Raw genomic sequence first — 20,823 nt, 5'->3', positions numbered from 1 at the left:
TAAATGACTGACACACCGTAATCGGGAGCAAGCCCCCTCTCACATTTAGATCCACATCGTCCGTCAGCCTAGCTGCTCGGCGACCGACTCTGGAATGTCAGCATTCGAGTAAACGTTCTGCACGTCATCCAGGTCCTCGAGCATATCCAGCATCTTCAGCACTTTCTGCGCGCCGTCCAGGTCCAGTTCGGCGCTGGTGGTCGGCAGCATCACGATTTCTGCGTCGGTGCCTTTGAAACCAGCGGTTTCCAACGCGTTACGCACCGCATAGAACCCGGCGAACGAGGTGAACACATCGATCGAGCCGTCTTCATTGGTCACCACGTCGTCGGCATCCGCTTCCATCGCGGCTTCCATCAACGCGTCTTCATCCACGCCCGGCGCAAAGGAAATTTGGCCCTTGCGCTCGAACAGGTAGGCCACCGAGCCGTCCGTGCCGAGGTTGCCACCGCACTTGCTGAACGCATGACGCACCGCCGCGGCGGTACGGTTGCGGTTATCGGTCATGCACTCGACCATCACCGCCACGCCGCCCGGGCCGTAGCCTTCGTAGGTCAGCTCGACCATGTCGTCGGTATCGGCCGCACCGGCGCCACGGGCCACGGCGCGGTCGATGATGTCGCGACTCATGTTGGCGCCGAGGGCCTTGTCCAGCGCCAGGCGCAGACGCGGGTTGGAGCCTGGGTCACCGCCGCCCTGGCGGGCGGCGACGGTCAGTTCGCGAATCCACTTGGTGAAGATCTTGCCTTTCTTGGCATCCTGACGCTCTTTGCGGTGCTTGATGTTCGCCCACTTGGAATGGCCAGCCATAACACAACTCCGAAATTCTCTAGAAACCTTATCAACCCCGCCCCAGGCGGGATACAACCCTTGTAACGCAAAGGCGCATCCGAAGATGCGCCTTTTTGACTGCGTAAAACCTTATCGCGCTTTCACGCAGCGGCCTTACTCAGCCTTTGGCGCCTCGCGCAGGCGGATATGCAGCTCGCGCAGTGCCTTGGCATCCACGACACCTGGCGCCTGGGTCATGACGTCCGCAGCGCTCTGGGTTTTCGGGAAGGCGATCACTTCACGGATCGACTGGGCGCCGGTCATCAGCATCACCAGACGGTCCAGGCCAAAGGCCAGGCCACCGTGGGGCGGTGCGCCGTACTTCAGGGCGTCGAGCAGGAAGCCGAATTTCTCTTCCTGTTCGGCTTCGTTGATGCCCAGCAGACGGAATACCGCTTGCTGCATTTCCTTGCGGTGGATACGGATCGAACCGCCACCCAGCTCAGTGCCGTTCAAGACCATGTCGTAGGCCCGGGACAGAGCGCCCGCCGGGTTGGCTTCGAGCTCTTCCGGCGAGCACTTCGGCGCGGTGAACGGGTGGTGCAAGGCGCTGAAGCTGCCGTCGTCGTTCTCTTCGAACATCGGGAAGTCGACGACCCACATCGGTGCCCACTTGCAGGTCAGCAGGTTCAGGTCGTGGCCCAGCTTGATCCGCAGCGCGCCCAGGGCTTCGCTGACGATCTTGGCCTTGTCGGCGCCGAAGAACACGATGTCACCGTCGACTGCGCCCACGCGATCGAGGATCACATTGAGGTTGGTTTCCGGGATGTTTTTCACGATCGGCGACTGCAGGCCGTCAACGCCCTTGGCACGCTCGTTGACCTTGATGTACGCCAGGCCCTTGGCACCGTAGATGCCGACGAACTTGGTGTAGTCGTCGATCTGCTTGCGCGGCATGCTCGCACCGCCAGGCACGCGCAGGGCGGCGATGCGGCATTTCGGGTCGTTGGCCGGGCCGCTGAACACCTTGAAGTCGACGTCCTTGAGTTGGTCGGCCACGTCCACCAGTTCCAGCGGGATACGCAGGTCAGGCTTGTCGGAACCGTAGCGGCGCATGGCTTCTTCGAAGGTCATGTGCGGGAATTCGCCGAATTCCAGGTCCAGCACTTCCTTGAACAGGTTGCGGATCATTTGTTCGGTGATGCCCATGATCTCTTTTTCATCGAGGAAGCTGGTCTCGATGTCGATCTGGGTGAATTCAGGCTGGCGATCGGCGCGCAGGTCTTCGTCACGGAAGCACTTGGCGATCTGGTAGTAACGGTCGAAGCCGGCCACCATCAGCAGTTGCTTGAACAGCTGCGGCGATTGCGGCAGGGCGAAGAAACTGCCGGCGTGGGTACGGCTCGGCACCAGATAGTCACGCGCGCCTTCCGGGGTGGCACGGGTGAGGATCGGCGTTTCAACGTCGAGGAAGCCGTTTTCATCGAGGAAGCGACGGATGCTGGTGGTCATGCGCGAGCGCAGACGCAGCTTCTCGGCCATTTCCGGGCGACGCAGGTCCAGGAAGCGATAACGCAGGCGGGTTTCTTCGCCAACATCGGAATATTCGTTCAGTGGGAACGGCGGGGTTTCCGACTCGTTCAGCACTTCCAGCTCGTAGCCCAGCACTTCGATCGCGCCGGACGCCATGTTCGGGTTCACCGCACCGGCCGGACGCAGGCGCACCTTGCCGGTGATCTTCACTACGTATTCGCTGCGCACGCGGTCGGCGGCGGCGAAGCTCTCGGCGCGGTCCGGGTCGAACACCACCTGGGCCAGACCATCACGATCACGGATATCGAGGAAGATCACCCCGCCGTGGTCGCGGCGACGGTGAACCCATCCGCAAAGGGTGATTTCCTGACCTTCCAGGGTCTCGTTCAGTTGGCCGCAATAATGGCTGCGCATCATGGTAGTGGTTTCACTTCTCGTAATTCGAAATTCGGTGGCAGGCTTGGCCTCAGTCACCGTACATAAGTCAGGGGACGGATAATGCAGGAGCCTGCGCGTAGAGTTCAACTCAGTCTGCTTTGTCGCCGCCCGCCAGATTCTTCTTCGAGCCGGTCTTGAAGTCGGTCTCGTACCAGCCGCTGCCGCTCAGGCGGAAGCCCGGCATGGACAACATCTTTTTAAGCTCAGGCGCCTTGCAAGCTGGGCAATCGACCAGCGGCGCGTCGCTGATCTTCTGGATGGCTTCCAACTGATGACCACAGGAAGCGCATTGATAGTCGTACATGGGCATGGAGATGTCTCGGCGATCAGATCGTTACTGTGCCGCGCCGGCCTCCGGATAGAGGCCACTGCGCAGAAAGCGCCTGCAGCGGCAAAGCGCGGGATTATATCTGGTAAATCGAGGCAGCGCAGCCGGCTTTCTGCCCGAGGCCCGGCCCGCCTGAACGCCGGGCCAGCCCCGGAACCCCCGGATTACTCGGGATTGGACAGGCAAGCGCGGCCTTTCAATACGTGAACCACGCAGACCACCCTGACCAGCCCGCTGAAGTTCTTCACGCCGCCATAGCGCAAATGCACTTCCCGATCGACATAAGACAACAGCGCACTGACTGAACAGGCATTGAGCCTGGCTATTTCCGTGAGGATATTCCAGTAGATCTGTTCCAGCCGCAGGCAAGTGGAAAACCCATTGAGCCTTACCGATCGGGACAACGGCCGCGCCAGCCCCATATCGAACCCTTTGACAAAGGGGTCGACGTTTATCTTATGAAAACCACAGGTCTCCATCACTCTACTACCCACTCCACGCGACATACACCTGACACTCCATTGCCAAACAGCAGTCCATGGGCTTCTCCCATTGGACAGTGGGCCTATCAAACAGCAGGACGACGGGGGGTAGCCAGAAGACGGGGAGTTGATAGTCGTAGGACAACGCCAGGAAGCACGGAGAAACAAGCGAGCGGCGCCAGGGCCGCCGCCCGAGGTCGGTGTTTACTTGTTTTCGAGTAGGGAACGCAGCATCCACGCAGTTTTTTCGTGAACTTGCATACGCTGGGTCAACAGGTCGGCCGTCGGTTCGTCGCTGACTTTATCGAGCAGCGGAAAAATACCGCGCGCGGTACGCGTAACCGCCTCCTGGCCCGCCACCAGTTGCTTGATCATCTCTTCAGCGCTGGGCACGCCCTCTTCTTCCTTGATCGAAGAAAGACGCGCATAGATCGAATAGGCACCCGGCGCCGGGAAGCCCAGGGCACGAATGCGCTCGGCAATCAGGTCCACCGCCAGCGCCAGCTCGTTGTACTGCTCTTCGAACATCAAGTGCAGCGTGCGGAACATGGGGCCCGTGACGTTCCAGTGGAAATTGTGGGTCTTCAGGTACAGTACATAGGTATCGGAAAGCAGACGCGAAAGCCCGTCGACGATGGATTTGCGATCTTCTTCACTGATACCGATATCGATTGCCATGTTTATCCCCTTCAATTGAACAGCATTCATTGATCAGGTGCCGGATCACTCTAGCAAGAGTACCCACTGTGTGCAGCCCGACGCACCGAGGCGACGTGCGGCAAATCGCCCTGCGCGGCCTCGCTGGCCCGCGACGGTGAAGGCTTTAGGCGCGACAGAAAATTTCCCCGACAGCAGGCAAAACGCCTGCAACTGTCTAGGACAAGCGTTTGACGCAGAAATGCCCTGCCCCTTGCAACGCCCGGAAATGCTTGATTTGAGTAGGCACAGCCTTTGCTGTTAAATAGGCAGCGTGTCGCTGCCGTTATTTTCTTCGGCCAGCGCATAGGCTGATACCCGCGCACGTGCCCAACGCCTCCCATTGTTCAGAAGCGAACCGTGCCAGTCAGCTCTTCCTTGTGATCCGTCTTAACGTGAGTTAATCAAAATGTTGAAAATCGTCCACCTGCTAACGGGCGTTGCAGCTTTGCTGCTGTCCTTTATCCCGAGCCTGCAGCCTGAAAGCCTGCCCTACCTGCAACAACATGACGCTCTGTACCTGGCCTTGTTCGGCCTTCTTAACCTGACGCTGGCGCCAGTGATCCCTTACTGGAACAAAGGCACGCGTCATCAACTGCAAAACCTGGTCAGCGCGCTGCTGGTGCTGACTGTTGTCGTACAAACCCTCACCCTCCTGGCACCCATGCCTGAAGTCGGCGGCCACCCGGCCATCCTGCTCAGCCTGGTGATTGCGCTGGTCGCCATCGTTCTTCACCTGGCCATCAGCTTCTACCGTTCGTCCCCTGCGGCCGCGTCGCAAAACTACGACATGACCAATCGGGATACCGGGACCGTCAAGTGGTTCAACACGTCCAAGGGCTTCGGCTTTATTTCCCGCGATTCGGGCGACGATATCTTCGTCCACTTCCGGGCCATCCGTGGCGAAGGCCATCGCGTCCTGGTCGAAGGCCAGCGTGTGGAATTCTCCGTCATGAACCGCGACAAAGGCCTGCAAGCCGAAGATGTGATCGCCGCGTTGCCGCGTCGCTGATTCCAAGCCAGGCAAAAAAAACCGCGATCCGGCACAAGCTGGATCGCGGTTTTTTATTGCGCGGCTATTAATAGTGAGGCGGCGGCGCTTCTTCTTCGGACGACTCGAACTGGCCGCCCATTTCTTCCTGGCGCTTGAGCAGCGCGGTCATCTGCAGTTGCAGGCGTTCGACCGCCCGCTGCTGGGTGACCAGGATGTCGTTGAGGGTTTCGATGGTGTCGTCCTGAAAGGCCAGGCGGCTTTCCAGGTCGGTCACGCGGTCTTGCAGATCCATGGTTCAGTCCTGGCTAAAGATGAAGTCGGCAGGTGACAGCTCGCGCAACCGCGCACGGATCGCTGCCACCTGTTCTTCAGTATACGGCCGGGCCGGATGCTTGCCCCAGACCGGCGCAGGCCAGGCCATGTCATCGCGCTTGCGCACGATCACATGCACATGCAACTGGCTGACAACGTTCCCCAGCGCGCCGATGTTCATCTTGTCGGCGCCGAAACCTTCACTCAGCAATTGCGCAAGGGTTGTCGTTTCATTCCACAGTTTTTGTTGATCTATGACAGACAATTGAAAAACTTCGCTGATACCGTTTATGCGCGGTACCAGAATAAACCAAGGGTAATTCGAGTCATTGGACAGCAGCAGGCGGCACAACGGGAAGTCCCCGATGGTCAGTGTGTCTTGTTGCAGGCGTTGATCTAAGGCGAACACCGCGGGCACTCCGTTCGGCAGGTCAGATTCTGGCGCCCAGCATACCTTCGAACGCCGACGGCTTCACTTCGAATACAGACGCCAACGCGCATCCCGATAAAAAACCTGCCCCTTTTCGAGGCAGGCGAATAATTGAGCTACGCTGAATCGGGACTCATCGGAGTGCACCAAAATGACCCACTCATGCCTCAAAGAGATCCGCCAAGTACCCACCCATGAGGGTGAACCGGTAACGTTTCGCGCAGGTACAGGATTCATGCACCACCGAATCAATGGAATGCATGGCCGTCAAGGACAAACTGAACGGCTTGAGAGGCCCGTGTTTATGCGGTTTTTACACTGCAGTGAGGCTTTTCACGAAAAAATGACATTCAGTTACCGGTTTGGGCGCGCTTGTTGCATTCACACCCACATCGTCGGCAACGGCACCCTTCGGGAAGCGGGTGTTTCGCGATAAGAACACTAGCGAGTCAATGCGTATCAAGGATGCATTCAAACTTAGAAAAGGGTTTGAAAACAGCATTGAAGTTGTCAGTTCGGTAACATTCGGACTGTGAATTTGCGACATGGACCTAGCAATTCACGACAGCCTCGTAAAGAAGCTGAAAGGAAAGATGGGTAAGTATCGTCATTAGAGTCAGCGTGATATAACTTTACGCGGACACAAAAAAAGAAAGAGCCGCCCAGATAAAAATACAGGTGGGACGGCAGTACTCTTCCTAAAACCAAAGGAGCAAATCACGATGCGCGTGATGAAGTGGAGCATGATCGCCCTGGCTGTTTCAGCAGGCACCTCGCAGTTCGCAATGGCGTCTGCCCAAGACGATGCCAAGGGCTTCGTTGAAGACAGCACTTTCAGTATCAATACCCGTGCGCTGTATTTCAGCCGCGACAAACGCAACAATGACTCCGGCCAAAGCCGCAGCGAAGAAACCGGTCTTGGTTTCAACGGTCTGTACCAATCGGGCTTCACCCAAGGCACCATCGGTGTCGGCGTCGACGCCATCGGCCTGCTGGGCCTCAAGCTCGATAGCGGCAAGGGCCGTGCTGGCACTGGTCTGTTCCCAACAGGTTCGGATGGTCGTTCGCAAGACGACTACTCCAAAGGCGGCGCCGCAGTTAAATTCCGCGTCTCCAATACCGTGCTGAAAGCCGGCGATCAATACACCACAGCGCCTGTATTCGCCTCTGATGACAGCCGCTTGCTGCCTGAGTTGCCGCAAGGTATCTCGATCACCAGCAACGAGATCAAAGACCTGAAGCTTGAAGCCGGTCACTTCACCTCGATCGTCGCCCAAGACCATACCTACAAGGACAGTATCTCCAGCTCCGAGCCGATTACCGGCCGTGGCCTGCGTGATGCCAACTTCCTGGGCGGTGTTTACGCCTGGACCCCAGAGTTCACTACCAGCCTCTACTACTCGAAAGTAGAAGACTACTGGAAGAAACTTTACGCCAACGTGAACTGGACCCACGCGCTGAGCGCCGATCAGTCCCTGGCCGTAGACTTCAACATCTACAGCACCAAAAGCGACGGCGCCGGTCTGCAACGCGCAGAAAAAGACAACACCACCAAGCTGGATAACCGTGCCTACAGCCTGCAAGGCGCTTACACCTACCAGGCTCACACCTTTACCCTCGCTTACCAGAAAGTTAGCGGTGACGGTGACTACGGTTACGGCGTAGACGGCGGCGGCACGGTTTTCCTGGCCAACTCCATCGCCCGTTCCGACTTCAACGCTGAAGACGAGAAATCCTGGCAAGCTCGCTACGACCTGAACATGGCCACCTTCGGCGTGCCAGGCCTGAGCTTCATGACTCGTTACGTCAACGGTAGCGGCGCCAACACTGGCACCACGTCGAACGGCAAAGAGTGGGAACGCGACATCGAAGCCAAATACGTGATCCAGAGCGGCCCAGCGAAAGACCTGAGCCTGCGTATACGCCAAGCGACTTATCGCTCGTCTGACGGCGTGTACTACGGTTCGGCGTCGCTCGACGAACTGCGTCTGATCGCGCAATACCCGCTGAACATCTTGTAATTGCCCGTTCGATTACAACGATGACTTAAGGCTTCGGCCTTAAATTAAAAGCCGCTCCCCTGCATGCAAGGGAGCGGCTTTTTTATTGCAATATTATTTCAGCAGTAAAATAACTAGCAAGCTAACTAACGACAGTATCGTTCCCGCACTTAACGTGACCTATCAGCCAAGTTAAGTGCAAATGCCTTTCATTACTTCGCCGCTGTTTCCTGCATCACCCGAATAACCCGCTGCGGAAATGGAATATCGATCCCCGCCGCTTTCAAGCGATCACGTGCCAGTTCATTGAACATGAACATCACGTCCCAATAATCCGCCGTCTTGGTCCAGCAACGCAAAGACACCGTGATCGAACTGTCGCCCAAGGTCGAAACCACGGCCACTGCCGCCGGATCAGCCAATACACGCGGGTCTTTTGCCAGCTCCAGCAACACTTCGCGGGCTTTCTGCAGGTCGGCCTCGTAGTCCACCCCCACATCAAACACCACCTTGCGGGTAGGCTGACGGTTGGTGTTGGTGATGATGCCGTTGGAGAGGATGCCGTTCGGCACGATCACGGTCTTGTTGTCGCCGGTGCGCAGCACGGTGTGGAAGATCTGGATGCTGTCGACGGTACCGGACGTACCTTGGGCTTCGATCCAGTCACCGATACGGAACGGGCGGAACAACAGAATCAGCACGCCACCAGCAAAGTTAGCCAGGCTGCCCTGCAAGGCCAGGCCGATGGCCAGGGTCGCGGCACCGATGGCGGCGACGAACGAGGTGGTTTCCACGCCGATCATCGAGGCCACGCTGACGATCAGCATGACCTTCAGCACGATGTTCGCCAGGCTGGTGATGAAGTGCTGCAGCGCCAGGTCCGCGTTACGGATGGCCAGCAAACGCCCCACTCTGTGGGTCAGGCGGTTGATCAGCCACCAGCCGATGGCCAGGGTAATCACGGCCAGCAATACCCGGCTGCCGTATTCCATGATCATCGGGATCCACGACTGGGAGGTCTTGATCAGGTGATCCACTTCAGCGTTCAAATCCATCTACATTCTCCTGTTTGCCGGATGTACGGCGTTTTTTGTGCCCACTAACGCAATTGAGCCCCGAAGGGCTCAATGGCAGGCGCAGGTTCTGGGGCGTGGGACGTCAAAAACGGCCGCAGGTTCCCCAAAGTGCCATCAGTCGCGGAAGTTATTGAACTGCAGCGGCATCTCGAAGGTCTTGGCGCGCAGGGCAGCGATGGCCTCTTGCAGGTCGTCACGTTTCTTGCCGGTGACGCGCACCTGCTCACCCTGGATGGCGGCCTGGACTTTCAGCTTGGCGTCCTTGATATGCGCCACGATCTTCTTCGCCAGTTCCTTGTCGATGCCTTCCTTGAGGACGGCTTCCTGCTTCATCAGCTTGCCGGACGCGTAGGCGTCCTTGACTTCAAGGCACTGCACGTCGATCTTGCGCTTGACCAGGGCGAGCTTGAGGATCTCGATCATCGCTTCCAGCTGGAAATCGGCTTCAGCGGTCAGGTTGACGGTCAGTTCCTTTTCCTTGAATTCGAAACTGCCCTTGCCTTTCAAGTCATAGCGACGGTCCAGTTCCTTGACGGCGTTCTCGACGGCGTTGGTGACTTCGTGTTTGTCCAGTTCGGATACCACGTCGAACGAAGGCATGTCATTTCTCCAATATAAGGGGCGGGCTCAGTAGAGATGGAGCGCGCCCAAGCTAAAATGCCGGGGCATTATAGCGGTTCTTTCGCCCCATTCGCTGTGAGCGACCCTACGGAGCACAAACTGATGTCGACCACCTGGCATATTCTCGGCGCCGGCAGCCTCGGCACGCTGTGGGCCACCCGCCTGGCCCGCGCCGGCCTGCCGGTGAAGCTGATCCTGCGCGATGCGGCACGCCTGGCCAGCTATCAGGCGGCCGACGGGCTGACCCTGGTGGAGCACGGCGTAGCGCACACTTACCCGGTACTCGCCGAAACGCCTGACAGCCCCGAGCCGATCCATCGCCTGCTGGTGGCGTGCAAAGCCTACGACGCTCAAAGCGCCGTCGCACAACTGCAATCGCGCCTCGCGCCCGGCGTCGAATTGATCCTGCTGCAAAACGGCCTGGGCAGCCAGGACGCCGTCGCCGCGCAGTATCCCCAGGCCCGCTGCATTTTTGCCTCCAGCACCGAAGGCGCGTTTCGCGACGGCGATTGGCGCGTGGTGTTTGCCGGCCACGGCTACACCTGGCTGGGGGACGCCAGTCACCCCACGGCCCCGGTGTGGCTGGACGACTTGCGCGCCGCCGGCATCCCTCACGAATGGAGCAGCGACATTCTTACGCGCCTGTGGCGCAAGCTCGCACTCAATTGCGCCATCAACCCGCTGACCGTGCTGTACCAATGCCGCAATGGCGGCCTGCAAGCCCATCAGTGCGAAGTCGCAACCTTGTGCGCCGAACTCACCGAGCTGCTGCAATGCTGCGGCCAGCCGGCAGCGGCGCAGGACCTGCAGACGGAAGTGGAACGGGTGATCCAGGCCACGGCGGCCAATTACTCTTCGATGTACCAGGACGTGGCCAGCGCGCGGCGCACCGAAATCAGCTACCTGCTGGGCTACGCCTGCCAGGCCGCCGCTCGGCATCGGCTGACGCTGCCGCATCTGCAACAGGTGTACACGCGCCTCGTCGACCAGCTGGTTGCACGCGGATTGCCCCGCGACTGAGGCACGCGCTACCCTGCCCACTCGTCTATTACCTGTGAAACCCCTGATGCCACTGCGCCAGCGTCTTGAAAACCTACCGGTAGGGCAGAAACTGCTGGCCGCCCTGCTGGTGTTGCTGACCACTGTGTTACTGGTGGCCAACCTGACTTTTATCAGCGCCGCTTACTGGATCTCCCAGGAGAGCATGGCGCCCCAGGCGCTGCAGGCGATTGGCCGGCTGGTGTCCAACCCGGCGCTTGCCGCCGAAGCCCTTGAGTCTCCGGCCAAGGCCGACGCCCTGCTCAATGAGCTGACCAGCTATTCGCCGCTGCGCGCAGCCGCGTTGTACGACGCCGAGGGCAACCGCCTGGCACAGATGCAACACGGCGACCGCCTGCACCTGCCGGGCAACTACCGGGATATCGAAGCCTGGCGCCTCACCGAGTTTCGCAGTAACCAAGTCATCACCCTGCCCCGCCCCGGCCAGCCTTCCGGGCATTTGTTGCTGGTGGCCAGCAGTGAGCTACCGGTGGCGTTCTATACCGGCACGCTGACGGCGAGCCTGGGCATCCTGATTTTCAGCGTGCTGCTGTGGCTGGTCATCGCCCGGCAGATCAAACGCCTGATCACCCGGCCGATCCATGAGCTGGAAGAGCTGTCGCGCCAGGTCACCCGCGAAGAGAACTACGCCCTGCGCGCCGGCCGTGGCAACCATGACGAAATCGGCAGCCTGGCAGAAGCCTTCAACACCATGCTGTCGCGCATCGAGGCCCGCGAGCAGCAGCTCAAGCGCGCGCGCGATGAGTCCCAGGCGGCCTACGACCAGGCACAGGGCCTGGCCGAAGAAACCCGCCACACCAACCGCAAACTGGAGCTGGAAGTCCAGGTGCGCAGCAAGATCGAGAAAAAACTCACCGGTTTCCAGAACTATCTCAACAGCATCATCGACTCGATGCCCTCGGCGCTGATCGCCCTGGATGAACAGCTCTATGTCACCCAGTGGAACCAGGAAGCCACCGCACTTTCCGGCACACGCCTGGATGAAGCGCTGAACCAGCCGATCTACCTCGCTTTCCAACCGCTCAAACCCTACCTGCCGCAGATCAAGGCCACGGTCGAGCAACACACGGTGGAGCGCATCGAGCGTGTCACCTGGGTCAAGGACGATGAATCCAAGCATTACGCCCTGACGTTCTATCCGCTGATGGGCGGCGCCGGGCGCGGTGTGGTGATCCGGATCGATGACATCACCCAGCGCCTGTCCCTGGAAGAAATGATGGTGCAGTCGGAAAAGATGCTCTCCGTCGGCGGCCTTGCTGCGGGTATGGCGCATGAAATCAACAACCCGCTGGGGGCGATCCTGCATAACGTGCAGAACATCCGCCGCCGGCTGTCCCCCGACCTGCCCAAGAACCTGGAACACGCCGAACAAGTGGGCATCGAACTGCAGACGGTCAACCGTTACCTGCAAAGCCGCGAAGTCCCACAATTGCTCGACGGTATCCAGCAGGCCGGCGCGCGGGCGGCGAAAATCGTCACCCACATGCTCAGTTTCAGCCGGCGCAGCAATCGGCAGATGGCACCGTGTGATTTGCCGGCGCTGATCGACCAGGCGGTGGAAATCGCCGGCAACGACTTTGACCTGGCGATCGGCTTCGACTTCAAGGGGCAGGCGATCATCCGCCAGTTCGACCCGCAGCTCGGCCCGGTGCCCGGCACCGCCAACGAGTTGGAACAGGTGCTGCTCAACCTGCTGAAAAACGCGGCGCAGGCCATTCACCAGCGCGAAGACGACCGCGAGCCGGGGCGCATCATCCTGCGCACCCGCCTCAACCCGCCCTGGGCGGAGATCCAGGTCGAAGACAACGGCATCGGCATGAGCGAGAACGTGCGCAAACGCACCTTCGAGCCATTCTTCACCACCAAGGAAATCGGCCAGGGCACCGGGCTGGGGTTGTCGGTGTCGTACTTCATCATCACCAATAACCACAAAGGGCAGATGGAAGTGCATTCCACCCTGGGCCAAGGCACCTGCTTCACGTTGCGCCTGCCCCTGGCCGGCAGCCAATTGTCCCCCGCTGAACTTACCCAACTGGAGCACTGATCATGGGCTTTCGCCTGTCGAAGATTTACACCCGTACCGGCGACCAGGGTGAAACCGGGCTCGGCGACGGTCGCCGCGTGCCCAAGGACCACCCGCGGGTGGAAGCCATCGGCGAAGTCGACACGTTGAACAGTCAGTTGGGCTTGCTGCTGGCCGGCCTTAAAGAGCAAAGCGGCAAGCATCCGCACCTGAAGGACGTGATCGAAGTGCTGACGCCTTGCCAGCATCGTCTGTTCGACCTCGGCGGCGAGCTGGCGATGCCGGTGTACAAAGCGCTGAACGCGGCGGAGGTGAATCGGCTGGAGGCAGCGATTGATCGCTGGAACGAAGAGGTCGGGGCGCTGGAGAACTTCATCTTGCCCGGTGGCTCAGCGCTGATCGCCCAGGCCCACGTGTGCCGCAGCGCAGCACGCAGTGCCGAGCGCCGCTGTCAGCACCTGAATGCGGTTGAACCGTTGGAGGGGGTGGCTTTGGCGTATATCAACCGGCTGTCGGATTTGCTGTTTGTGGCGGCGCGGGTAATTGCCAAGCGCCAGGGTGTGGCGGAGATTTTGTGGCAGGCGGCGGCCAAACCCCACTGATTATCAGGTGTCTGGTCTGGCGCCATCGCGGGCAAGCCCACTCCCACATTGGAAGGTGTTCACAAATCCAAATGTGGGAGTGGGCTTGCCCGCGATGAGGCCAACAAACGCTAGATCAATCTTGCGGCCAGAACGCCCGAATCCCTGCCACACCTTGAGCGCCGGCATCCCATGCCTGCTCGCGCTCAGCAGGCCCAACGCCACCCAACAGATACACCGGCTTGCTGAACCCGCGGATCAGCTCTGCCGCCTGCTCCCAACCCAACGGTTGGGCATCGGGATGGGTCTGGGTCGGCTGCACCGGCGACAGCGTGACAAAATCCACGTCCATCAATTCCGCCAGCGCCAGTTCCTCGGCGTTATGGCAAGACGCCGCCAACCAGCGATCCTTCGGCAGCGGGCGGCCCTTGCTTGCGTATTTGCGCAGTTGCGCCGAGGTCATGTGCCAACCGGCCGCGGGAAAATCCCCCAGCCATTCGAACGGGCCCTTGAGCATCAGTTGCGCCTTGCCGGCACACAGGCCCACGGCGTCTACCGCCAGGTCACGGTACTTGGGGTCGTAACCGTTAGGGGCGCGCAGTTGCACCAGCTTGATGCCGCCCGCGATGGCTTTCTGGATACCGCGCAACAGCGGCGCGGTTTCCAGCTCGCCCGGTGTGATCAGGTAGTCGCCGGGCAACCGTGCGGCGGCAACGATCGGCGCATTGGCCGCCGGGAACTCATAGTTGAGCAGGTCACGCGCCGCGACCCATTCCAGGGGTTGACCTTCGGCGCCGTGTGGCTCGCCGGTAAAGGCCGAGACTTCCCAGACATCCAGCAACACCTGCTTATCCGGGTAATCATGCTGCACCTTGATCAACGGTCGCGCCGTGGTGACCTGGATGCCCAGCTCTTCCTGCAACTCGCGGGACAGCGCCGTGGCGACCGACTCGTCGGCCTCCACCTTGCCGCCGGGAAACTCCCAGAGGCCGCCCTGATGCTGGGTATCGGCGCGGCGCGCCAGCAGGATTCTGCCGTCGACGCCGCGGATCACCGCTGCTGCTACATGCACTCGTTTCACCGCGTTTATCCTCCGGGCTTCAGGTACGGTATTCCGCGTTGATCTTCACGTACTCGTGGGACAGGTCCGTGGTCCAGATGGTTTCGCTGCACTCGCCGCGACCCAGCTCGATGCGGATGGTGATTTCTTCCTGCTGCATCACCGCCGAACCCTGGGCTTCGGTGTAGCTCTCGGCGCGGGCGCCACGGCTGGCGATGCACACGTCACCGAGGAACACGTCGATCTTGCTCACGTCCAGGTCCGGCACGCCGGCACGGCCGACGGCGGCGAGGATACGGCCCCAGTTCGGGTCGGAGGCGAACAACGCGGTCTTGATCAGCGGCGAGTGCGCCACGGTGTAACCGACATCCAGGCATTCCTGGTGGTTGCCGCCGCCGTTGACTTCAACCGTGACGAACTTGGTGGCACCCTCGCCGTCACGCACGATGGCCTGGGCCACATCCATGCACACTTCGAACACCGCTTGCTTCAACGCGGCGAACAGCGGGCCGCTGGTGGAGGTGATTTCGGGCAGGTTGGCCTGGCCGGTAGCGATCAGCATGCAGCAATCGTTGGTGGAGGTGTCGCCGTCGATGGTGATGCGGTTGAACGACTTGTTGGCGCCGTCCAGCATCAAGCGCTGCAGCACGTCGCGGGAGACTTTGGCGTCGGTGGCGATGTAGCCAAGCATGGTGGCCATGTTCGGGCGGATCATGCCCGCGCCTTTGCTGATGCCGGTGACGGTGATGGTCACGCCGTCATGTACAAACTGACGGCTCGCGCCCTTGGGCAAGGTGTCGGTGGTCATGATGCCGGTGGCGGCGGCCGCCCAGTTATCCACAGACAGGTCATCCAGCGCGGCTTGCAGGGCGCCTTCGATTTTTTCCACCGGCAGCGGCTCACCGATCACTCCAGTGGAGTACGGCAGCACCTGGCTGGCGTCGACGCCGGCCAGTTGTGCCAGTTTGGCGCAGGTCCGCGCGGCGGCGACCAGGCCAGGCTCGCCGGTGCCGGCGTTGGCATTGCCGGTGTTGGTCAGCAGGTAACGAATCGGACCGGCCACGCGCTGCTTGGCCAGGATCACCGGCGCGGCGCAGAAGGCGTTGAGGGTGAACACACCGGCGACGGTCGAGCCTTCAGCACAGCGCATCACCACGACATCCTTGCGCCCCGGGCGTTTGATGCCGGCCGAAGCGATACCGAGTTCAAAACCGGCAACCGGGTGCAATGTGGGCAAAGGACCAAGACCAACAGCCATGAATGCGCTCCTTAAAAATAGATGATGTCTGTGCCGTCGCGTTCGACGGTGGGAATTAATGGCAAAACGCCGCGACGGCTGATGCCGGTCGCGGCGCGGGGTGTTGCAGCGTCAGGCGAAAATCTTAGTTGATTTCGCCGTGGCAGTGTTTGAACTTCTTGCCCGAACCGCACCAGCACAGCTCGTTACGGCCCAGCTTCTGCTCGTTGCGCACCGGAGTCTGAGCCAGGGCCACATCGACCTCTTCGCCCAAGACCTCAGGCGCTTCAAGACCTGGCGCTTCCTCATGCTGGAACTGCATGCGCGCCGCCAGTGCCTCGGCTTCCTCACGCAGGCGCGCTTCTTCCTCGACCGGGTCTTCGCGACGCACCTGAACGTGGGACAGCACGCGAATCGAATCGCGCTTGATCGAATCCAGCAGTTCGGAGAACAGCGTGAACGACTCGCGCTTGTACTCCTGCTTCGGGTTCTTCTGGGCGTAGCCACGCAAGTGGATACCGTGACGCAGGTGATCCATGGTCGACAGGTGGTCTTTCCACAGGTCGTCCAGCACGCGCAGTACGATTTGTTTCTCGAAAGTGCGCAGCGCTTCGGCACTCGCCTGCTCTTCTTTCTCGTTGTACGCGGCCAGCAGCTCGGTCATCAGCTTCTCGCGCAGGGTTTCTTCGTACAGGTGATCGTCTTCGTCCAGCCACTGCTGAACCGGCAAGTCGACACCGAAGTCGCTCTTCAACGCGGCTTCCAGGCCGGCAACATCCCACTGCTCTGGCAGGGACTGTGGCGGAATATGCGCGCTGACGGTGGCGTTGAGCACGTCCTGACGGAAATCGGCGATGGTCTCGCCAATGTTGTCGGCGGCCAGCAACGTGTTACGCATGTGATAGATCACTTTACGCTGTTCGTTGTTGACGTCATCGAACTCGAGCAGTTGCTTACGAATGTCGAAGTTGCGGCCTTCGACCTTGCGCTGGGCCTTCTCGATGGCGTTGGTCACCATGCGGTGCTCGATCGCTTCACCGGACTGCATGCCCAGGGCTTTCATGAAGTTCTTCACCCGATCCGAGGCGAAGATACGCATCAGGCTGTCTTCCAGGGACAGGTAGAAACGGCTGGAACCGGCGTCACCCTGACGACCGGCACGACCACGCAGCTGGTTGTCGATACGGCGCGATTCGTGACGCTCGGACGCGATCACCTGCAGGCCGCCGGACTCCAGCACCGCCTGGTGGCGTTTCTGCCAGTCGGCTTTGATCTGGGCGATCTGCTCGGGAGTCGGGTTGTCCAGGGAAGCCACTTCCACTTCCCAGTTGCCGCCCAACAGGATGTCGGTACCACGACCGGCCATGTTGGTAGCGATGGTCAGCGCGCCGGGGCGACCGGCCTGGGCGATGATCTCGGCTTCTTTTTCGTGGAACTTGGCGTTGAGGACCTTGTGCTCGATGCCTTCCTTGTTGAGCAGGTTGGACACGTGCTCGGACGTTTCGATCGTCGCGGTACCCACCAGGATCGGACGCCCCTGGGCCATGCCGTCCTTGATGTCGTTGATGATCGCCGCGTATTTCTCTTCGGCGGTCAGGAACACCAGGTCGTTGAAGTCTTTACGCGCCAGCGGCTTGTTCGGCGGGATGACCACAACCGACAGACCGTAGATCTGGTGGAATTCGAACGCTTCGGTGTCGGCCGTACCGGTCATGCCGGACAGTTTGTTGTACAGACGGAAGTAGTTCTGGAAGGTGGTGGAAGCCAACGTCTGGCTTTCGGCCTGGATGTTGAGCACTTCCTTGGCTTCGATGGCCTGGTGCAGGCCCTCGGACAGACGACGACCCGGCATGGTACGCCCGGTGTGTTCGTCAACCAGAACGACCTGGCCGTCCTGGACGATGTATTCGACGTTGCGATGGAACAGCTTGTGCGCGCGCAGGCCGGCATACACGTGGGTCAGCAGGCCCAGGTTGTGGGCCGAGTACAGGCTTTCGCCCTCGGCCAGCAGGCCGATCTGGGTCAGCATGTCTTCGACGAACTGGTGACCGGCTTCGTTGAGTTCGACCTGACGGGTCTTCTCGTCGATGGTGAAGTGACCTTCTTTGGTCACCACGCCTTCCACTTCCTCGATGTGCTGCTCCAGGCGCGGGATCAACTTGTTGATCTCGGTGTACAGGCGCGAGCTGTCTTCGGCCTGGCCGGAGATGATCAGCGGGGTACGGGCTTCGTCGATGAGGATGGAGTCGACTTCGTCGATCACGGCAAAGTTGAGTTCGCGCTGGAATTTTTCTTCCATGCTGAACGCCATGTTGTCGCGCAGGTAGTCGAAACCGAATTCGTTGTTGGTGCCGTAGGTGATGTCGGCAGCATAGGCCGCACGCTTCTCTTCCGGCGGCTGGAACGGCGTCACGACGCCGACGGTCAGGCCGAGGAATTCATACAGCGGGCGCATCCAGTTGGCGTCACGGCGGGCCAGGTAGTCGTTCACCGTCACAACGTGCACGCCCTTGCCGGACAGCGCGTTGAGGTAAACACCCAGGGTCGCTACCAGGGTCTTGCCTTCACCGGTACGCATTTCGGCAATCATGCCTTCATGCAAGGTCATGCCGCCGATCAGCTGGACGTCGAAGTGGCGCATGCCCATGACACGCTTACCGGCTTCACGGGCGACCGCGAAGGCTTCGGGAAGCAACTTGTCGAGGGTTTCACCTTTGGCTATGCGGGCCTTGAACTCTTCGGTCTTGGCGCGCAATTGCTCGTCCGAAAGGGCAACCATCTGCTCTTCGAAGGCATTGACCAGCTGCACCGTCTTGAGCATGCGTTTGACTTCGCGCTCATTCTTGCTTCCAAAAAGTTTCTTTAACAAAGGCGCAAACATATCGGCAGGTTCTTCCACACATAGGGATGGAGGGCGCACCGTGAGTGGCCCGAGCGGCCCTCACGGGCGCATGCGAACGCGCATTCTACCCGGAATCGTGGGTGAGGAAAGTGGCGTTGTTCCCCAATGCAGGCATGAGCCCGTGAGAGGGCTCATTTAAAATAAGGGCTTTTACCGGAACTTCAACCCATGGAGTGCATTGATTTCGCAGATAAAGCCCCGCCAATGCATTGCCTGGGGGTCCACAGGCGCTTTCTGCTAAGATGGCGGCTCTGTTACTTAAGGTGTCTGATCATGGCGTTTCGCCCTCTTACAGCCCGCGCGCCCAGCGTGTTGCTTCGCGAAGCCAAGCCGTTGAAAGCCATCTTCAGCCATGCGCAACGCCTGGGCCACCTGCAACGCCTGGTTGAAAGCCAATTGCAACCGGCAGCGCGGGAACATTGCCATGTCGCCTCGTGGCGCGAGGGCAACCTGCTGCTTATTGTCACAGACGGCCATTGGGCGACACGCTTGCGCTATCAGCAAAAACGCTTGCAGCGACAATTGATGGCGTTTGATGAGTTTGCCAGCCTGACGCGTATCCAATTCAAGGTGCAACCGCCGACCGTTCCGCAAGGCGCGGCGGGGCACACCATGGATTTATCGGCGAATGCGGCCGAAACCATTCAGGCAACGGCCGACGGCATCAGCGATCCGGGTTTACGCGCGGCGCTGGAACGCCTCGCCGCGCACGCCAAGCCCAAAGCCTGATCGGCTATCTACGCTTGCTGCCGCCCAGCAACGACCCCAGCAAGCCCCGCACCAATTGGCGCCCCACCTGATTGGCGGCCTGTTGCATGGCTGACTTGAGCGCCTTGCCGGCCGCAGTCCCGAGGAATGCCCCGGCCCTGTCGGTAAAGCTCGGTTCTTCGCTCACCGGCTTGGCTTCTTCGGCTTCGGTCGGGCCCAACGCCTTGCGCGCCATCAGCACTTCATAGGCCGATTCGCGGTCAATCGGCTTGTCATAGCGACCCTGCAACGGCGAACTGGCAATCAGGGCGGCGCGTTCGACGTCGCTGAGCGGGCCGATCCGCGATTGCGGTGGCGCGACCAACACGCGCTGGACGACTTCCGGCGTGCCCTTTTCCTGCAAAGTGCCCACCAGTGCTTCACCGGTGCCCAGCTCTGTCAGGACCGACAACGCATCAAATGTCGGATTGGGCCGAAAACCGTCCGCCACCGCGCGCAGTGATTTCTGCTCTTTGGTGGTGAATGCGCGCAGGCCATGCTGGATACGCAAGCCAAGTTGCGCCAACACGCTGTCAGGCAAGTCCCCGGGCGATTGCGTGACGAAATACACACCCACGCCTTTCGAGCGAATCAACCGCACCACCTGTTCGAGGCGGTCCTGCAAGGCCTTGGGCGTATCGGCAAACAATAAGTGCGCTTCGTCGAAAAACAGCGCCAGCAGCGGCTTATCGGCATCGCCGCGTTCAGGCAACTGCTCGAACAGTTCAGCCAGCAGCCATAAAAGGAAGGTTGCGTACACCTTGGGGGCTTCGTGGACCAGGCGGCTGGCGTCGAGCAGGTGGATACGCCCGCGACCATCGCTGGCGGGTTGCAAAATATCCTCGAGCTGCAGCGCCGGCTCGCCGAACAACGCTTCCGCGCCCTGCTGCTCCAGCACCGCCAGGCGCCGCAACAGCGCCTGGCTGGAGCCGGTGGTCATCAGCGCCGCATCTTCACCCAGCAGTTCCGGGTGGTAGCGCAAGTGATTGAGCAGCGCCTTGAGGTCCTTCAAATCCAGCAGTAACAGGCCTTCGCGGTCCGCCACCTTGAAGGCGGCATATAACGCTGACTGCTGGCTGTCGGTGAGCTCCAGCAGGCTGCCGAGCAGCAACGGCCCCATTTCACTGATGGTGGTACGCAATGGATGACCGGACTGACCGTGAATATCCCACAGCGTGACCGGATACGCCTTGGCCGTGTAATTCAGGAAAGGCATGCCGGCGATGCGCTCGGCCACCTTGCCCTGGGGGTTGGCCGCAGCGCCGAGACCACAAAGGTCGCCCTTGATATCCGCGGCGAATACCGCCACGCCCGCATCGCTGAACGCTTCTGCCAGGCGTTGCAGGGTGACGGTCTTGCCAGTGCCCGTGGCACCGGCAACCAACCCGTGACGATTGGCCAGGCGCATGGCCTGGGCGATGGGCTGGCCATCAAGGCCGGCGCCGATAAGGAGTTGCGTGGAGTCAGGCATTTCGTCACCTATGGTTAATCTTTCGTGCCGCAAGGTCGATACACATCAATGTAAGACCCACA

19 protein-coding genes are annotated in these 20,823 nt (G+C 60.3%); 6 read left to right on the top strand and 13 right to left on the bottom strand.

The features are described 5' to 3' along the window. Window positions 1-63 precede the first annotated feature (63 nt). The 5 genes from ACP7E3_RS11505 to ACP7E3_RS11485 all read right to left on the bottom strand — a co-directional run bounded on the left by ACP7E3_RS11505 (window position 64) and on the right by ACP7E3_RS11485 (window position 4,230). On the bottom strand, window positions 64-810 hold the full coding sequence (locus tag ACP7E3_RS11505; RefSeq protein ID WP_017847124.1) for a YebC/PmpR family DNA-binding transcriptional regulator: 747 nt from the start codon (window positions 808-810) through the stop codon (window positions 64-66). 135 nt (window positions 811-945) lie between these two features. Continuing rightward, window positions 946-2,721, bottom strand: a complete 1,776-nt coding sequence (gene aspS, locus ACP7E3_RS11500) for an aspartate--tRNA ligase (RefSeq protein WP_079444591.1) — start codon at window positions 2,719-2,721, stop codon at window positions 946-948. 109 nt (window positions 2,722-2,830) lie between these two features. After that, window positions 2,831-3,052 (bottom strand): FmdB family zinc ribbon protein, encoded by a 222-nt coding sequence (locus ACP7E3_RS11495; RefSeq protein WP_026140049.1) that lies wholly within the window; start codon window positions 3,050-3,052, stop codon window positions 2,831-2,833. A 182-nt stretch (window positions 3,053-3,234) separates the two neighbouring features. Beyond that, window positions 3,235-3,576 (bottom strand): ribbon-helix-helix domain-containing protein, encoded by a 342-nt coding sequence (locus ACP7E3_RS11490; protein ID WP_017847121.1) that lies wholly within the window; start codon window positions 3,574-3,576, stop codon window positions 3,235-3,237. Window positions 3,577-3,756: 180 nt separating this feature from the next. After that, window positions 3,757-4,230 carry a Dps family protein gene (locus ACP7E3_RS11485; RefSeq protein ID WP_057004530.1) on the bottom strand — a complete coding sequence of 158 codons (474 nt, stop codon included), beginning with the start codon at window positions 4,228-4,230 and terminating at the stop codon, window positions 3,757-3,759. Window positions 4,231-4,657: 427 nt separating this feature from the next. On the opposite strand from ACP7E3_RS11485, the gene ACP7E3_RS11480 reads away from it, so the two are divergent. Further along, on the top strand, window positions 4,658-5,260 hold the full coding sequence (locus ACP7E3_RS11480) for a cold-shock protein (protein WP_010566142.1): 603 nt from the start codon (window positions 4,658-4,660) through the stop codon (window positions 5,258-5,260). Window positions 5,261-5,327: 67 nt separating this feature from the next. Here ACP7E3_RS11480 and ACP7E3_RS11475 read toward each other — a convergent pair whose 3' ends face one another. Further along, the gene (locus ACP7E3_RS11475; protein ID WP_017847119.1) at window positions 5,328-5,534 is read right to left on the bottom strand and encodes a SlyX family protein; all 207 of its coding nucleotides are present in this window, start codon (window positions 5,532-5,534) and stop codon (window positions 5,328-5,330) included. Window positions 5,535-5,537: 3 nt separating this feature from the next. Further along, window positions 5,538-5,963 carry an HIT domain-containing protein gene (locus ACP7E3_RS11470; protein WP_046382253.1) on the bottom strand — a complete coding sequence of 142 codons (426 nt, stop codon included), beginning with the start codon at window positions 5,961-5,963 and terminating at the stop codon, window positions 5,538-5,540. A gap of 743 nt (window positions 5,964-6,706) precedes the next feature. Here ACP7E3_RS11470 and ACP7E3_RS11465 point away from each other — a divergent pair. Beyond that, entirely contained in the window at window positions 6,707-8,005 is a 1,299-nt protein-coding gene (locus ACP7E3_RS11465; protein WP_079444592.1) for an OprD family porin, read from the top strand. Window positions 8,006-8,196: 191 nt separating this feature from the next. Here ACP7E3_RS11465 and ACP7E3_RS11460 read toward each other — a convergent pair whose 3' ends face one another. Next, a complete protein-coding gene (locus ACP7E3_RS11460; RefSeq protein ID WP_017847116.1) occupies window positions 8,197-9,039 on the bottom strand; it encodes a mechanosensitive ion channel family protein in 843 nt (280 codons plus the stop codon). A 135-nt stretch (window positions 9,040-9,174) separates the two neighbouring features. After that, entirely contained in the window at window positions 9,175-9,660 is a 486-nt protein-coding gene (locus tag ACP7E3_RS11455; RefSeq protein WP_017847115.1) for a YajQ family cyclic di-GMP-binding protein, read from the bottom strand. 123 nt (window positions 9,661-9,783) lie between these two features. Here ACP7E3_RS11455 and ACP7E3_RS11450 point away from each other — a divergent pair, with 123 nt between their 5' ends. Genes ACP7E3_RS11450 through ACP7E3_RS11440 form a run of 3 tightly spaced genes read left to right on the top strand, consistent with a single transcriptional unit; the run spans window position 9,784 to window position 13,365 of the window. Continuing rightward, the gene (locus ACP7E3_RS11450) at window positions 9,784-10,701 is read left to right on the top strand and encodes a putative 2-dehydropantoate 2-reductase (RefSeq protein WP_126588765.1); all 918 of its coding nucleotides are present in this window, start codon (window positions 9,784-9,786) and stop codon (window positions 10,699-10,701) included. Between the two features lie 46 nt (window positions 10,702-10,747). Further along, window positions 10,748-12,784, top strand: a complete 2,037-nt coding sequence (locus ACP7E3_RS11445) for a sensor histidine kinase (RefSeq protein WP_026140048.1) — start codon at window positions 10,748-10,750, stop codon at window positions 12,782-12,784. Window positions 12,785-12,786: 2 nt separating this feature from the next. Next, window positions 12,787-13,365 carry a cob(I)yrinic acid a,c-diamide adenosyltransferase gene (locus tag ACP7E3_RS11440; RefSeq protein WP_426123149.1) on the top strand — a complete coding sequence of 193 codons (579 nt, stop codon included), beginning with the start codon at window positions 12,787-12,789 and terminating at the stop codon, window positions 13,363-13,365. Between the two features lie 115 nt (window positions 13,366-13,480). On the opposite strand, the gene ACP7E3_RS11435 is transcribed toward ACP7E3_RS11440, so the two are convergent. The 3 genes from ACP7E3_RS11435 to secA form a co-directional block, all read right to left on the bottom strand. After that, window positions 13,481-14,425 carry a Nudix family hydrolase gene (locus ACP7E3_RS11435; protein ID WP_046382249.1) on the bottom strand — a complete coding sequence of 315 codons (945 nt, stop codon included), beginning with the start codon at window positions 14,423-14,425 and terminating at the stop codon, window positions 13,481-13,483. A 19-nt stretch (window positions 14,426-14,444) separates the two neighbouring features. Beyond that, window positions 14,445-15,662, bottom strand: coding sequence for a bifunctional glutamate N-acetyltransferase/amino-acid acetyltransferase ArgJ (gene argJ / locus ACP7E3_RS11430; protein ID WP_026140046.1), 1,218 nt, complete (start codon window positions 15,660-15,662; stop codon window positions 14,445-14,447). A 124-nt stretch (window positions 15,663-15,786) separates the two neighbouring features. Continuing rightward, complete coding sequence (gene secA / locus ACP7E3_RS11425) at window positions 15,787-18,522, bottom strand: preprotein translocase subunit SecA (RefSeq protein WP_017847109.1); 2,736 nt, start codon at window positions 18,520-18,522, stop codon at window positions 15,787-15,789. A 294-nt stretch (window positions 18,523-18,816) separates the two neighbouring features. Between secA and ACP7E3_RS11420 the strand changes: the two genes are divergently transcribed. Further along, window positions 18,817-19,272, top strand: coding sequence for a DUF721 domain-containing protein (locus ACP7E3_RS11420; RefSeq protein ID WP_017847108.1), 456 nt, complete (start codon window positions 18,817-18,819; stop codon window positions 19,270-19,272). Window positions 19,273-19,276: 4 nt separating this feature from the next. Here the strand turns inward: ACP7E3_RS11420 and ACP7E3_RS11415 are convergent, their stop codons facing one another. Further along, the gene (locus tag ACP7E3_RS11415; protein WP_169881532.1) at window positions 19,277-20,761 is read right to left on the bottom strand and encodes a helicase HerA-like domain-containing protein; all 1,485 of its coding nucleotides are present in this window, start codon (window positions 20,759-20,761) and stop codon (window positions 19,277-19,279) included. Window positions 20,762-20,823 lie beyond the last annotated feature (62 nt).

It is taken from the genome of Pseudomonas sp. PSPC2-3, assembly GCF_049898265.1.
Taxonomy (GTDB): domain Bacteria; phylum Pseudomonadota; class Gammaproteobacteria; order Pseudomonadales; family Pseudomonadaceae; genus Aquipseudomonas; species Aquipseudomonas veronii.
The sequence above is the reverse complement of the archived record's forward strand: the minus strand, read 5'-3'. Positions and strand labels throughout refer to the sequence as shown.

Excerpts from the sequence above, each read along its gene's own strand:
- ACP7E3_RS11505 (WP_017847124.1), bottom strand. The coding sequence starts at position 810 with ATGGCTGGCCATTCCAAGTGGGCGAACATCAAGCACCGCAAAGAGCGT.
- aspS (WP_079444591.1), bottom strand. The coding sequence starts at position 2,721 with ATGATGCGCAGCCATTATTGCGGCCAACTGAACGAGACCCTGGAAGGT.
- ACP7E3_RS11495 (WP_026140049.1), bottom strand. The coding sequence starts at position 3,052 with ATGCCCATGTACGACTATCAATGCGCTTCCTGTGGTCATCAGTTGGAA.
- ACP7E3_RS11490 (WP_017847121.1), bottom strand. The coding sequence starts at position 3,576 with ATGTCGCGTGGAGTGGGTAGTAGAGTGATGGAGACCTGTGGTTTTCAT.
- ACP7E3_RS11485 (WP_057004530.1), bottom strand. The coding sequence starts at position 4,230 with ATGGCAATCGATATCGGTATCAGTGAAGAAGATCGCAAATCCATCGTC.
- ACP7E3_RS11480 (WP_010566142.1), top strand. The coding sequence starts at position 4,658 with ATGTTGAAAATCGTCCACCTGCTAACGGGCGTTGCAGCTTTGCTGCTG.
- ACP7E3_RS11475 (WP_017847119.1), bottom strand. The coding sequence starts at position 5,534 with ATGGATCTGCAAGACCGCGTGACCGACCTGGAAAGCCGCCTGGCCTTT.
- ACP7E3_RS11465 (WP_079444592.1), top strand. The coding sequence starts at position 6,707 with ATGCGCGTGATGAAGTGGAGCATGATCGCCCTGGCTGTTTCAGCAGGC.
- ACP7E3_RS11460 (WP_017847116.1), bottom strand. The coding sequence starts at position 9,039 with ATGGATTTGAACGCTGAAGTGGATCACCTGATCAAGACCTCCCAGTCG.
- ACP7E3_RS11455 (WP_017847115.1), bottom strand. The coding sequence starts at position 9,660 with ATGCCTTCGTTCGACGTGGTATCCGAACTGGACAAACACGAAGTCACC.
- ACP7E3_RS11450 (WP_126588765.1), top strand. The coding sequence starts at position 9,784 with ATGTCGACCACCTGGCATATTCTCGGCGCCGGCAGCCTCGGCACGCTG.
- ACP7E3_RS11445 (WP_026140048.1), top strand. The coding sequence starts at position 10,748 with ATGCCACTGCGCCAGCGTCTTGAAAACCTACCGGTAGGGCAGAAACTG.
- ACP7E3_RS11440 (WP_426123149.1), top strand. The coding sequence starts at position 12,787 with ATGGGCTTTCGCCTGTCGAAGATTTACACCCGTACCGGCGACCAGGGT.
- argJ (WP_026140046.1), bottom strand. The coding sequence starts at position 15,662 with ATGGCTGTTGGTCTTGGTCCTTTGCCCACATTGCACCCGGTTGCCGGT.
- secA (WP_017847109.1), bottom strand. The coding sequence starts at position 18,522 with ATGTTTGCGCCTTTGTTAAAGAAACTTTTTGGAAGCAAGAATGAGCGC.
- ACP7E3_RS11420 (WP_017847108.1), top strand. The coding sequence starts at position 18,817 with ATGGCGTTTCGCCCTCTTACAGCCCGCGCGCCCAGCGTGTTGCTTCGC.
- ACP7E3_RS11415 (WP_169881532.1), bottom strand. The coding sequence starts at position 20,761 with ATGCCTGACTCCACGCAACTCCTTATCGGCGCCGGCCTTGATGGCCAG.